Here is a 13,507-nt window from a genome sequence, read left to right as displayed (position 1 = left end):
CCCATTCAAACATTGGAACAGTGGTGTCAGTGAAGACACCACCTAGCTCACGTATCAGCTATAGACACGGCCAAGGAGCTGCCGATGGCTTTCAAACTGATCGAGCACGTCCCGGGTGATCTGTTCCTGGGCGAAGCCCATCAGGTCGTACTCCTGAGGTCCGTTGTGCAGGTAGACCTCGGCGCGGTAGTAACGCGTACGCTCTTCCTCGGGCAGGTCGCTCGGTGCCGACGAGTAAGCATCCAGGCTCACTTCGTAGACAAACGGGTTGCCCTCTTCCATCTCGATGCGCACACCGATGCAGCGCTTGGATTTACCCAGCAGTGTCTGCACCTCCAGCCCCTGTTCACGCAAGGCCGTCGCCGCTTCTTCCAACGCTGGGGTGACGTGCTTGTCCATAAAGCGTTGCACGGTGCCTTGGCTCGGCTGCAGGTCCAGCGCGGTCAAACGCTCGCTGAAACCACGGCGGCCACGCTCAGCCAGTTGCGCCTGCTCCTGTTCGATGGCCACATCCTGGCGCATGGCTTTGTGCAAGCCGAACATAAAGAAGATCAACACCACCGAGAACGGCAGCCCGGCCAGCACCACCATGGTCTGCATGGCTTCGAAGTTGCCGGCGAACAACAGACCGATGGTCACCAGGGTGATCACCGCCGACCAGAAGATCCGCAGCCAGTGCGGCGCATCTTCGTCCACGTTGCCGCCTTTGCACGACAGGTTGGCCATCATCACCGCGCCGGAATCCGCCGGGGTCAGGAACAGCACGAAGCCTACGAAAATCGACACACCGATGACGATTTTCGACGCAGGGTAATGCTCGAGCAGTTGATAGATGGCCATGGACGGCTGTTCCAGCGCGGTCTTGCCCAACGCCACCGCACCGTGGTTCAGCACGAGGTCCAAAGCCGAGTTGCCGAAGATCGACAGCCACGCCAGGGTAAAGCCCAGCGGGATCAGCAGCACGCCGGCCACCAGTTCACGCACCGTGCGTCCACGGGAAATACGCGCGATGAACATGCCCACGAATGGCGCCCAGGAAATCCACCAGGCCCAGTAGAACAGGGTCCACAGGCCCATCCAGCGTTCGGTTTTGTCGGCGTCGCCTTCGTACACGTAGAGGTCGAAGGTTTTCAGGATGATGCCGTTGAGGTAGTCACCGGTGTTCTGCACCAAGCCGTTGAGCAAGTGCAGGGTCGGGCCGAACAGCAGCACGAAGATCAGCAGGCCGCTGAACAGCACGATGTTGAGGTTGGACAGGCGGCGGATGCCGTTCTCCACGCCCGACACGGCGGCGATGGTCGCCACGGTGCTCATCACGATGATAACAATCAGCAGGTTGGTGTTGCTGTGTTCCATGCCGAACAGGTTTTCCAGCCCGGAGGACACCTGCATCGAACCAATCCCCAGGTTCGTCACCAGGCCCAGCAGCGTCACGAACATGCCGAAACCGTCCACCGCGTGGCCGGCCGCGCCTTTCACCCAACGCTCGCCCACCAGCGGGTACAGCGCCGAACGCAAGGCCAGCGGCTGGTTATGGCGATACGCGAAGTACGCCACGGCCAGGCCGACCAGGGCGTAGATCGCCCAGCCGTGCAAGCCCCAGTGCAGGAAGGTCAATTGCAGCGCCTGGCGTGCGGCGCCATTGCTGGCGGCAGCGCCTTCGGGCGGGTTGAAGTAGTGGTCCAGCGGCTCGGAAGCGCCGAAGTACAGCAGCGAAATGCCGATGCCCGACGAGAACAACATGCCGGCCCAGGCGCCGTAGCTGAAGTCCGGGGTGTCGTCCTTGCTGCCCAGTTTCAATTTGCCGTAGGAGGAAAACGCCAGGCCGACCACAAACACCAGGTAGGCGGCGATGACCACCATGTAGTACCAGCCAAAGCTTTTCGACAGCCACGCCTGGGCGACACCGAGCATGCGCCCGGCCTCCTGCGGGGCGATGATCAGGATGGCAGTCAACAACAGAATCAACGCGGTGGAGGTGTAGAACACCCAACCGTTGACCCGCACCTTTTCTGGCGGGGTCTTTATAAGAGAGGCAGAACTCATGGCGCAGATGCTCCGGGCAGTGCGAGAGAGAAACACAAGGCAACGGTTATCCCGGGACATCGATTTTTCGGCAGTCGACGGACGGGTGTTATAAAGACACCCCTTAAATCCCTGCACCCCATGAGCGCAGTGCCCAGGGACGTTTCAGGGGTTTAACCAGGTGCCAGATGTCGTGCCTACATGTAGGAAATACCCGTAGGACGCGACCATTTGTCGCAGATCTTATTCTTTGTTGATTGAACGTTCAATCAAAACAAAATAGACTGGCCCTCAAGCCGACGGACGTTGATCGCCCATCGGCAGGCCTAAGGAGAGGTGCTACATGCCCAAGGTCGGTATGCAACCCATACGCCGCCAGCAGTTGATCGAAGCCACGCTAACGGCCATCGATCAGGTCGGAATGGGAGATGCCAGCATTGCGCTGATCGCCCGTTTGGCCGGCGTCTCGAACGGCATCATCAGTCACTACTTTCAGGACAAGAACGGCCTGATCGCCGCGACGATGCGGTACTTGATGAATGTGCTGATCGAGAACGTCCACGAACGCAGGCTCGCACTGAAGGATGACAGCCCACGGGCGCACCTTCAGGTGATCATCGAGGGCAACTTCGATGCCAGCCAGGTCAACGGCCCGGCAATGAAAACCTGGCTGGCCTTCTGGGCCACCAGCATGCACCACCCGTCATTGCACAGGTTGCAGCGGATCAACGATCAACGTCTGTATTCCAACCTGTGCTGCCAGTTCCGCCGAGTGCTGCCGCTGCCGCACGCACGCAAAGCAGCCCGAGGCCTGGCGGCCCTGATCGACGGTTTGTGGTTGCGCGGCGCCCTGTCGGGAGACGCTTTCGACACGGCGCAGGCGCAACGGATCGCTTACGAATACATGGATTTCCAATTGGCCAAGCAGGTGAGTTAGAGCACACATAACCGCTCAACCCCTGAACTGCTGCCGCTCAGTGTTGCCACACCCTTATGGCCCACTGTTCGGCGGTTAACGCCAACCACTTATGCACTTGCGAGGACTTTATGGCCCGTTTCGACCTGCAAAAACTCTACATTGACGGCGGTTACAGCGACGCTGGCAGCGATGCCACCTTCGACGCCATCAACCCGGCTAACGGTGAAGTTCTCGCCCAAGTGCAACGCGCCACTAAAGAAGACGTTGAACGTGCCGTGGTCAGCGCCGAAAAAGGCCAGAAAATCTGGGCCGCCATGACCGCCATGGAGCGTTCGCGCATCCTGCGTCGTGCCGTCGACATCCTGCGCGAGCGCAACGACGAACTGGCCGCCCTGGAAACCCTGGACACCGGTAAATCCTTCTCCGAAACCAAGTACGTCGACATCGTCACCGGCGCTGACGTGCTGGAATACTACGCAGGCCTGGTGCCAGCCATCGAAGGCGAGCAGATCCCACTGCGCGACACCTCGTTCGTCTACACCCGCCGCGAGCCACTGGGCGTGGTTGCCGGTATCGGCGCGTGGAACTACCCGATCCAGATCGCCCTGTGGAAATCCGCACCGGCCCTGGCCGCCGGTAACGCGATGATCTTCAAGCCGAGCGAAGTGACCTCGCTGACCACCCTGAAACTGGCCGAGATCTACACCGAAGCCGGCGTTCCAGCGGGTGTATTCAACGTATTGACCGGCAGCGGCCGTGAAGTCGGCACCTGGCTGACCGAGCACCCGCGCATCGAGAAGGTCTCGTTCACCGGCGGCACCGACACCGGCAAGAAAGTCATGGCCAGCGCTTCCAGCTCTTCGCTCAAAGACGTGACCATGGAACTGGGCGGCAAGTCTCCGCTGATCATCTTCGATGACGCCGATCTCGACCGCGCCGCCGACACCGCGATGATGGCCAACTTCTACAGCTCCGGCCAGGTCTGCACCAACGGCACTCGCGTGTTCGTACCGAAGCACCTGCAAGCTGCGTTCGAAGCCAAGATCGTTGAGCGTGTCGCGCGCATTCGCGTTGGCAACCCGGAAGACGAAAACACCAACTTCGGTCCGCTGGTCAGTTTTGCCCACATGGAAAGCGTGCTGGGCTACATCGCCAAGGGCAAAGAGCAAGGCGCCCGCCTGCTGTGCGGCGGCGACCGCCTGACCGACGGCGACTTCGCCAAAGGCGCCTTCGTGGCCCCAACCGTATTCACCGACTGCACCGACGACATGGTCATCGTGCGTGAAGAAATCTTCGGCCCAGTGATGAGCATCCTCACCTACGAAACCGAAGAAGAAGTGATCCGCCGCGCCAACGACACCGACTTCGGCCTGGCTGCTGGCCTGGTGACCAAAGACCTGAACCGCGCCCACCGCGTGATTCATCAGCTGGAAGCGGGTATCTGCTGGATCAACGCCTGGGGCGAGTCCGACGCGAAGATGCCGGTCGGTGGCTACAAGCAGTCGGGTGTTGGCCGTGAGAACGGGATCAGCTCGCTGAACAACTTCACCCGCATCAAATCGGTACAGGTTGAGCTGGGCGACTACGCCTCGGTGTTCTAAGAGCTGAGATTTGTATTGCCTTTGAGGCCGCCATCGGGGGCAAGCCCCCTCCCACACTTTGATTTGTGAACACATTCCAAATGTGGGAGGGGGCTTGCCCCCGATGAGGTCCGACCTGACCAACTTCAAAGAGGGTGCATCCAATGTCCCAAGAATACGATTACATCATTGTGGGTGCCGGCTCCGCCGGTAACACCCTGGCGACCCGTCTGACCGAAGACGAAGGCGTCACCGTCCTGCTGCTGGAAGCCGGCGGCCCGGACTATCGTCTCGACTTCCGTACCCAGATGCCAGCCGCCCTGGCCTTCCCACTGCAAGGCCGCCGCTACAACTGGGCCTACGAGACCGATCCAGAGCCACACATGGACGGCCGTCGCATGGAGTGCGGTCGCGGCAAGGGCCTCGGCGGCTCTTCGCTGATCAACGGCATGTGCTACATCCGTGGCAACGCCATGGATTACGACAACTGGGCGAAATTGCCAGGTCTGGAAAACTGGACCTACCTCGACTGCCTACCCTATTTCCGCAAGGCCGAAACCCGCGACATCGGCCCGAACGACTGGCACGGCGGCGATGGCCCGGTCAGCGTGACCACGCCGAAAGCCGGCAATAACCCACTGTTCCACGCCATGGTCGAAGCCGGCGTGCAGGCTGGTTACCCGCGTACCGAAGACTTGAACGGCTACCAGCAAGAAGGCTTCGGCCCGATGGACCGTACCGTCACGCCGAACGGCCGTCGCGCCAGTACCGCACGCGGTTACCTGGATACCGCCAAGAAGCGCTCCACGCTGACCATCGTCACCCACGCCCTTACCGACAAGGTGTTGTTCGAAGGCAAGCGTGCCGTTGGCGTGCGTTACCTGATCGGCGCTGCCGAAGAACGCGTTGAAGCCCGCGCGCGCAAAGAAGTGCTGGTGTGCAGCGGCGCAATCGCGTCGCCGCAACTGCTGCAACGCTCCGGTGTCGGCCCGGCCAAGCTGCTGGAAAGCCTCGACATCCCGGTGGTCCATGACCTGCCAGGCGTCGGCGAAAACCTGCAGGACCATCTTGAGCTGTACCTGCAATATGCGTGCACTCAGCCCGTGTCGCTGTACCCGTCGCTGCTCTGGTACAACCAGCCGGCGATCGGCGCCGAGTGGCTGTTCAACGGCACCGGCATTGGCGCCAGCAACCAGTTCGAAGCGGGCGGTTTCATCCGTACCCGTGAAGAATTCGAATGGCCGAACATCCAGTACCACTTCCTGCCGGTGGCGATTAACTACAACGGCAGCAACGGTGTGAAAGAGCACGGTTTCCAGGCGCACATGGGCTCCATGCGTTCCCCAAGCCGTGGCCGCGTGCAATTGAAGTCGAAGAACCCACGGGACTACCCGAGCATCCTCTTCAACTACATGGCCACCGAGCAGGACTGGCAGGAATTCCGCGACGGCATCCGCCTGACCCGTGAAATCATGCAGCAGCCGGCACTCGACCAGTACCGTGGCCGCGAGATCAGCCCGGGCATCGACGTGCAAACCGATGAGCAGCTCGACAAGTTCATCCGCGAGCACGCCGAGACTGCGTTCCACCCGTCCTGCTCGTGCAAGATGGGCACCGATGAGATGGCCGTAGTGGACGGCGAAGGCCGCGTGCATGGCATGCAGGGTCTACGCGTTGTGGATGCGTCGATCATGCCGATCATCACCACCGGTAACCTGAACGCGCCGACGATCATGATCGCCGAGAAAATCGCCGACAAGATCCGTGGCCGCCAGCCGCTGCCGCGCAGCACCGCCGACTACTACGTAGCAGGCGATGCGCCGGTGCGTGGCAAGCCGATGCGTGAAGTGGGCCCTACCGCGCAGTAACTGATACACCGCGGTGTTCCCATCGGGGGCAAGCCCCCTCCCACACTTGATCGGGTTCACACGGTCAAAAATGTGGGAGGGGGCTTGCCCCCGATGAGGCCCGACCAGCCAATGCAAAACCCCTCCTTGATCAGCTACTCTGTTTGCCTGCCCGCGACGAGCCGCCCACAAGGAAGGCCCCATGTTCGACTACCACGCCACACTCAAGCAGCACTTCAGCGCCCTGCGCACCCGCGCCGAATTCTTCTCCCTGCGCTACGTACGCGAATCCGGCCAATACCTGGCCGTACGCAAAAACGTCGCCGAACCACCGCACCTGAACCACGACGAAGGCGCCATGCTCACCGTGCGTCTCAACGGCGTGGAAGCCTACGCGGCGACCAACGATATTTCCCTGCCTGGCCTGCAAGCCGCCCTTGAGCGTGCCGAACAGCAAGCCCGGTTGATCAAGCCCCACGCCCTGCTCGACCTGCGTGACCAACATGTCTCCAGCGATGTGGCGGACTACCTGTCCCCCGAACTCAATCAGCCTTTCCCGTCCCTGAGCGACTGCTACCAATTGCTGGGCGACGAATCCGCCGCTGTGCCCAAGGACGAGCGCCTGGTGAGCTGGGAAGTCAGCCTCGGCCTGACCCACGTCGAGCAGATCTACCTCAACAACGCCGGCGCCGAGCTGCGCCAGGCCCAGCGCTTTGTGTTCCCCGGCGTCAATGTCACGGCCTACGATGGCAACGACAGCCAGAGCCGCACCCTGGGCGGCAGCAACTTCGGCCAGCAAGGTGGCTTTGATGTGATCAGCCGCTTCGGCCTGGTCGGCGCAGCGCCACGCATTGCCGACGAAGCCCTGCAACTGCTGCTCGCGCCCAACACCCCCAACGGCCCGCGCGACCTGTTGCTGATGCCTGACCAGATGATCCTGCAGATCCACGAATCCATCGGCCACCCGCTGGAGCTGGACCGCATCCTGGGTGACGAGCGCAATTACGCCGGCACCAGTTTTGTGAAGGCCAGCGACTTCGGCCATCTGCACTATGGCTCCAAGTTGCTCAACGTGACGTTCGACCCGGACATCCCAGAGCAACTCGCCAGCTACAGCCATGACGACGACGGCACGCCCGCCAGCAAGCAGTTCCTGATCCGCGAAGGGTTGCTGCTCAAACCGCTGGGCGGTGCGCTGTCGCAATTCCGTTCGGGTATGAGCGGCGTGGCCAATAGCCGGGCCAGCAGTTGGAACCGTGCGCCCATCGACCGCATGGCCAACCTGAACATCGAAGCGGGCGACAAGAGCCTGGCACAACTGATCGGCGGTATTGAAAGCGGCATCCTGATGTCGACCAACCGCTCATGGTCCATCGACGATGCGCGCAACAAATTCCAGTTCGGCTGCGAATGGGGTCAATTGATCGAGAACGGCGAGCTCAAAGGTGTGGTGAAGAACCCTAACTACCGCGCCATTTCTGCCAACTTCTGGCGCAACCTCAGCGCGGTCGGTGACGCCAGCACCTTCAAGGTCCTGGGCACGCCGAACTGCGGCAAAGGCGAACCCAATCAGGTGATCCGCGTCGGCCATGCGTCGCCGGCCTGCGTATTCAGTGATGTCGACGTATTTGGGGGAGACGCCTGATGAACAACTTCAAGGCATTGGTGGAGTGGCTCAAACATGCCATCACCGACAATGAACAATTCCACCTCGGCTATGCGGATGAAGCGTCCGAATTCGTGCGCTTCAATCACGCCAAGGTGCGCCAGGCGGGCCAAGTGCAACAGGCCAGCCTCAACCTGAAACTGATCAACGATGGCCGCCACGCCGACCTCGGCATCACCCTTGCCGGCGAGACCGAGCTGGACCGCCAGCGTTTGGCCGATGGCCTGCAACAGTTGCGCGAAACCCTGCCGCTGCTGCCACAAGACCCGTACCTGCTGCTGAACCACAACGCCTGGCAAAGCAACAACGAACAAACCCGCCCGCTGCCGGAACTGGCCCAGGTACTGGAAGACATCAGCCGGGCCGCCCAAGGTGTGGACCTGGTCGGCTTTTATGCGGCCGGCCCCATCAGCCGGGGCTTTGCCAGTTCGTCGGGCGCCTTCGGCTGGCACCAGGCCAATAGCTTCAACTTCGACTTCAGTCTGTTCCACGCCAATGGTGAAGCGGTAAAGGCCAGCTACGCCGGGCACACTTGGGACAGCGCCGAGTTTGCCGCACGCTTCCAGCAGGCCCGCGAGCAGCTTGAGTTCCTTGGCCGTCCACTGCACAAGCTGGCCCCCGGACACTATCGCGCCTACCTCGCCCCGGCGGCGATTGAAGAAATCATCAGCATCATCACCTGGGGCGGGTTTTCCGCCCAAGCCATCGCCAGCAAGGGCAGTTCGCTGCAAAAGCTGTATGCCGGTGAACAGTCCCTGAGCCCGCTGGTGACAGTAGCGGAACAGATCAGCGGCTCCCTGAGCCAGGCGTTTTCCACCGAAGGTTACCCGCGCGGCGACGTCACGCTGATCAAGGCGGGGCAAGCCGACGGCCAATTGATCAACTCGCGCAGCGCTGCTGAATATGGTTTGAGCACTAACGGCGCAAGCAGCGATGAATCGCCCAGCGCCTTGCAAATGGCGGCGGGCAGCCTGGCCCAGGCCGATATCCTCAAGCAGTTGGGCACCGGGTTGTACATCAGCAACCTGTGGTACCTGAACTATTCTGACCTGCCGGCGGCCCGCCTGACCGGCATGACGCGCTTTGCCACCTTCTGGGTGGAAGACGGCGAGATCAAGGCGCCGGTCAGCACCATGCGTTTTGATGACAGCGTCTACAACCTGCTCGGCGCGCAGTTGGAAGCCCTGACCGCTGATCGGGAACTGCTGCTGTCGGCCAGTACCTACAGCCAGCGCAACACGGCCTCAAATCTGTTGCCAGGGGCCTTGGTCAAACGCCTGACTTTAACCTTGTAAATATAAAACCCTTGTGGGAGCGGGCTTGCTCGCGAAGGCGGCGTATCAGTCAACTTATCCGGTGGCTGGCGCTCCGCCTTCGCGAGCAAGCCCGCTCCCACACTGTCTTGCGATTACTTCCGACACCTCGACTCAATCCTTCCTACCGTTAAATCCCATCTCACGCTTGCTCCAGCGTGCTCAGTTGTCGCGCTTAAAAAACCTCGTTATAAGGGTTAGTGGCATCCCGCCCCCCCCACCCACGAGAGCACGACCTTGCCCGGGAAGGGCAAGCTGGAGCGTTGACATGAACCATGGAAGTTTTGTCATTGAAAAGCTGTTCAAGCACTACAACGTTCATGTTGAGCAACTGGGAAACGATTCGCAAAAAAAGACCGTCCTGATGGTCAACGGTGCGCTGTCCACCACACGCTCCTTCGCCCGCACCAGCAAATGCCTGGCCGAGCACTTCAATGTGTTGCTGTTCGACCTGCCGTTCTCCGGCTATTCCCGCGAACACAACACTGACCTTGACCTGGTGACCAAGGACGACGAGGTGCAGATGCTGCGCGCCCTGGTCGAGCGCTTCCAGGTTAACCATCTGGTGTCGGCCTCCTGGGGCGGCATCTCCACGTTGCTGACCCTGGCGCACAACCCACCCTCCATCGAAAGCTCAGTGGTGATGGCCCTCGCGCCCAACCTCAACCAAGCCATGCTCGACTATGTGGAACGTGTACGCGTATTGATCGAAGCGGACGACAAGTCCGCCGTCGGCCACTTGCTCAATGAAACCGTGGGCAAGTATTTGTCGCCCCGGCTCAAGCGCAACAACCACCGGCACCTGTCGACCATGGCCACCACCGAATACCGCCAGGCGCGTTTTCATATCCACCAAGTGTTGGCCTTGGGCGATGGCAACTACCTGCCGGCACTGCGGCAGATTGAAACGCCGGTGCACTTCCTCAACGGCGCCCTGGACGAATACACCCCCGCCGCCGAGGCCCAGTTGTTCAAGCAATACGTGGGGCGCAGCAGTTTTGCTGTGGCCGAACATACTGGCCACTTGCTCGACCTCGAATCCAGTGAAGCCGCCGAGGCCGTGCACCGTGAATTGCTGGATTTCCTGGTGGGAAAACGCGCGACGAATGGCGCATAATCGCCAACACATAGCCTGCTAACCAAAAAGGGTTTCCATGCCGAACCGCGTCCCGCTCGATGCCAAGACCGCCCGCTGGCTCCCCTGGGTGGTCGCGATTGCCTTCTTCATGCAGTCGCTCGACGGGACGATCCTCAACACGGCATTACCGGCGATGGCCCGGGACCTCGCGGAAAACCCGCTGCGCATGCAAGGGGTGGTGATCGCCTACATGCTCACCGTCGCCTTGCTGATCCCGGCGTCGGGCTGGATCGCCGACCGCTTCGGCACCAAGAGAATCTTCTTCGGCGCAATCATGCTGTTCAGCATTGGCTCACTGCTGTGCGCGCTGTCCAGCAGCTTGACCATGCTGGTGGGCGCTCGGGTGATCCAAGGCCTGGGCGGTGCGCTGATGCTGCCCGTGGGCCGGCTGGTGGTGCTGCGCGCTTACCCGCGCTCCGAACTGGTGCGCATCATGGGCTTCATCACCATTCCCGGTTTGCTCGGCCCGTTGCTCGGCCCGACCATGGGCGGCTGGATGGTGCAATACCTGACGTGGCACTGGATCTTCCTGATCAACCTGCCGGTGGGCATGATCGGCTGCTACGCCGTGTGGAAATTCATCCCCGACCTGCGTGGCAGTGAACGCACGCGCTTCGACGGGATCGGCTTCCTGCTGTTTGGCGCCGCGATGGTGTTGATCACCATCGCCATGGAAGGCCTGGGCGAGCTGCACTTGCCGCACCTGCGGGTGATGTTGCTGCTGTTCGGCGGCCTCGCGTGCCTGGCGGCGTATTGGCTGCGCGCCGGGCATATCGATAACCCGCTGTTCTCCCCGGTGCTGTTCAAGACCCGCACCTTTGCCGTGGGCATCCTCGGCAACCTGTTCGCGCGGCTGGGCAGCGGCGCCCTGCCGTTCCTGGTGCCGCTGCTGTTGCAAGTGGCGCTGGGGTATTCACCGTCGGAAGCCGGCATGAGCATGCTGCCCCTGGCGGCGGCGGCGATGTTTGCCAAGTCCGTGGCACGCCCGCTGATCGAACGCTTGGGCTACCGCATCGTGCTGACGGGCAACACCCTGGCCCTGGGCATCATGCTGGCGAGCATGGGATTGGTCACGGAACACACGCCCTACCCGCTGCTACTGGGCATGCTGGCGGTATTGGGAGCGATCAACTCGCTGCAATTCACCGCGATGAACACCGTCACCCTGATCGATCTCGATGACGCCCAGGCCAGCAGCGGCAACAGTTTGCTGTCGGTGGTGGCGCAGTTGTCGTTGAGCCTCGGGGTCGCCTGCGCCGGTGCACTGCTCGGCGGATTTACCGCTGAAACCGGCAATGACGGCGTGAGCACGGTCCTCGGCGCGTTCCAGCTGACCTTCCTCACGGTGGGCATCATGGCGATGCTGGCGGCGGCGATCTTCCTGCAACTGTCGCCAAAAGACGGCAAGCGTGCAGCCAGTCCCGAGCAGCATATCGAGCATTAACAGGCTTCTCGTCTAGAACTTGCGGGGAAAATCCCACAGGGCTGGTACACTGCGCGACATTTTGTTTTGCAGAGCCAGTCCCGTGACTACCATCGCCACCGCTTTTAATACTTTGCCCCTGTCCGCCGCCATGCTGGCTAACCTCGACTCGCTGGGTTATGTCGAGATGACGCAGATCCAGGCGCAAAGCTTGCCGGTGATCCTCAAGGGGCTGGACCTGATTGCCCAGGCCAAGACCGGCAGCGGCAAGACCGCCGCCTTCGGCATCGGCCTGTTGAACCCGATCAACCCGCGCTACTTCGGCTGCCAGGCCCTGGTGATGTGCCCGACCCGTGAGCTGGCCGACCAGGTTGCCAAGGAAATCCGCCGCCTGGCCCGTGCCGAAGACAACATCAAGGTGCTGACCCTGTGCGGCGGCGTGTCCCTTGGCCCGCAGATCGCCTCCCTGGAACACGGCGCCCACGTCATCGTCGGCACGCCGGGCCGTATCCAGCAGCACTTGCGCAAGGGCTCGCTGGTCCTCGACGGCCTGAACACGCTGATCCTTGACGAAGCCGACCGCATGCTCGACATGGGCTTCTACGACGCCATCGAAGACATCATCAGCAAGACCCCGCCGCGCCGCCAGACCCTGCTGTTCTCGGCCACTTACCCGGTGAGCATCAAGCAGCTTGCTTCCAAATTCATGCGCGCGCCGCAGCAAGTGAAAGCCGAAGCGTTCCACTCCGATGACCAGATCGAGCAGCGTTTCTTCGAGATCTCGCCGGAAGAACGCATGGACGCGGTGACCAAAGTCCTGGCGCACTTCCGCCCAGCGTCTTGTGTAGCGTTCTGCTTCACCAAGCAGCAAGTGCAGGAAACCGTGGATCACCTGACGTCCAAGGGTATTTCCGCCGTCGGCCTGCATGGCGACCTGGAACAGCGCGACCGTGACCAGGTGCTGGCGATGTTCGCCAACCGCAGTACCTCAGTGCTGGTCGCTACCGACGTTGCCGCCCGTGGTTTGGACATTGATTCGCTGGACATGGTGATCAACGTCGAATTGGCCCGCGACTCGGAAATCCACATCCACCGCGTCGGCCGTACCGGTCGTGCCGGTGAGACCGGCATCGCCATCAGCCTGGTAGCACCGTCCGAAGCGCACCGCGCCCAGGCCATCGAGCAACTGCAGAAGTCGCCGCTGAACTGGGATCAACTGGACAACCTCAAGCCGCAAAGCGGTGGCCCGTTGCTGCCACAGATGAGCACCCTGTGCATTGCGGCCGGGCGTAAAGACAAGGTTCGTCCAGGCGACATCCTTGGCGCACTGACCGGAGAAGCCGGCATCCCGGGTGCCCAGGTCGGCAAGATCGCCATCTTTGATTTCCAGGCCTTCGTGGCCGTGGAGCGCGGGATCGCCAAGCAGGCGTTGCAGCGCTTGAACGACGGCAAGATCAAAGGCCGTTCGTTGCGCGTGCGGATCCTGTAAGAACACCACCGCCCCCCTGTAGGAGCGAGCTTGCTCGCGAAAAACCTAAGCGCGCCGCGTTTAACCAGACAACACGCGTTTTCGTTCACGTTTTTCGCGAGCAAGCT

At 61.5% G+C, this 13,507-nt stretch carries 9 protein-coding genes; 8 read left to right on the top strand and 1 reads right to left on the bottom strand.

Features of this window, described 5'->3' with window-relative positions:
* Positions 1 to 54: 54 nt before the first annotated feature.
* Complete coding sequence (locus WH299_RS12875; RefSeq protein ID WP_236317518.1) at positions 55 to 1,989, bottom strand: BCCT family transporter; 1,935 nt, start codon at positions 1,987 to 1,989, stop codon at positions 55 to 57.
* A 379-nt stretch (positions 1,990 to 2,368) separates the two neighbouring features.
* On the opposite strand from WH299_RS12875, the gene betI reads away from it, so the two are divergent.
* The 8 genes from betI to dbpA all read left to right on the top strand — a co-directional run bounded on the left by betI (position 2,369) and on the right by dbpA (position 13,400).
* Positions 2,369 to 2,962, top strand: coding sequence for a transcriptional regulator BetI (gene betI, locus WH299_RS12870; RefSeq protein WP_028618243.1), 594 nt, complete (start codon positions 2,369 to 2,371; stop codon positions 2,960 to 2,962).
* A gap of 110 nt (positions 2,963 to 3,072) precedes the next feature.
* Positions 3,073 to 4,545, top strand: coding sequence for a betaine-aldehyde dehydrogenase (gene betB, locus WH299_RS12865; RefSeq protein WP_122729546.1), 1,473 nt, complete (start codon positions 3,073 to 3,075; stop codon positions 4,543 to 4,545).
* Between the two features lie 143 nt (positions 4,546 to 4,688).
* Positions 4,689 to 6,392, top strand: coding sequence for a choline dehydrogenase (gene betA / locus WH299_RS12860; RefSeq protein ID WP_122729549.1), 1,704 nt, complete (start codon positions 4,689 to 4,691; stop codon positions 6,390 to 6,392).
* A gap of 181 nt (positions 6,393 to 6,573) precedes the next feature.
* The gene (locus WH299_RS12855) at positions 6,574 to 8,016 is read left to right on the top strand and encodes a TldD/PmbA family protein (protein ID WP_339497821.1); all 1,443 of its coding nucleotides are present in this window, start codon (positions 6,574 to 6,576) and stop codon (positions 8,014 to 8,016) included.
* Positions 8,016 to 9,332, top strand: coding sequence for a TldD/PmbA family protein (locus tag WH299_RS12850; RefSeq protein WP_339550435.1), 1,317 nt, complete (start codon positions 8,016 to 8,018; stop codon positions 9,330 to 9,332). Before WH299_RS12855 ends, WH299_RS12850 begins: the two co-directional genes overlap by 1 nt.
* A 286-nt stretch (positions 9,333 to 9,618) precedes the next feature.
* Positions 9,619 to 10,467 carry an alpha/beta fold hydrolase gene (locus tag WH299_RS12845; RefSeq protein WP_078050507.1) on the top strand — a complete coding sequence of 283 codons (849 nt, stop codon included), beginning with the start codon at positions 9,619 to 9,621 and terminating at the stop codon, positions 10,465 to 10,467.
* Between the two features lie 37 nt (positions 10,468 to 10,504).
* Positions 10,505 to 11,932 (top strand): multidrug transporter subunit MdtD, encoded by a 1,428-nt coding sequence (mdtD, locus tag WH299_RS12840; protein WP_126569527.1) that lies wholly within the window; start codon positions 10,505 to 10,507, stop codon positions 11,930 to 11,932.
* Between the two features lie 130 nt (positions 11,933 to 12,062).
* Positions 12,063 to 13,400 carry an ATP-dependent RNA helicase DbpA gene (dbpA, locus tag WH299_RS12835; RefSeq protein WP_233081520.1) on the top strand — a complete coding sequence of 446 codons (1,338 nt, stop codon included), beginning with the start codon at positions 12,063 to 12,065 and terminating at the stop codon, positions 13,398 to 13,400.
* Positions 13,401 to 13,507 lie beyond the last annotated feature (107 nt).

Source organism: Pseudomonas sp. MYb541, from assembly GCF_037479595.1.
Lineage (GTDB): Bacteria > Pseudomonadota > Gammaproteobacteria > Pseudomonadales > Pseudomonadaceae > Aquipseudomonas > Aquipseudomonas canadensis.
This window is presented reverse-complemented; position numbering and strand designations above follow the sequence as displayed.

Coding starts and splice junctions, on each gene's coding strand:
- betI (WP_028618243.1), top strand. CDS start 2,369: ATGCCCAAGGTCGGTATGCAACCCATACGCCGCCAGCAGTTGATCGAA.
- betB (WP_122729546.1), top strand. CDS start 3,073: ATGGCCCGTTTCGACCTGCAAAAACTCTACATTGACGGCGGTTACAGC.
- betA (WP_122729549.1), top strand. CDS start 4,689: ATGTCCCAAGAATACGATTACATCATTGTGGGTGCCGGCTCCGCCGGT.
- WH299_RS12855 (WP_339497821.1), top strand. CDS start 6,574: ATGTTCGACTACCACGCCACACTCAAGCAGCACTTCAGCGCCCTGCGC.
- WH299_RS12850 (WP_339550435.1), top strand. CDS start 8,016: ATGAACAACTTCAAGGCATTGGTGGAGTGGCTCAAACATGCCATCACC.
- WH299_RS12845 (WP_078050507.1), top strand. CDS start 9,619: ATGAACCATGGAAGTTTTGTCATTGAAAAGCTGTTCAAGCACTACAAC.
- mdtD (WP_126569527.1), top strand. CDS start 10,505: ATGCCGAACCGCGTCCCGCTCGATGCCAAGACCGCCCGCTGGCTCCCC.
- dbpA (WP_233081520.1), top strand. CDS start 12,063: ATGCTGGCTAACCTCGACTCGCTGGGTTATGTCGAGATGACGCAGATC.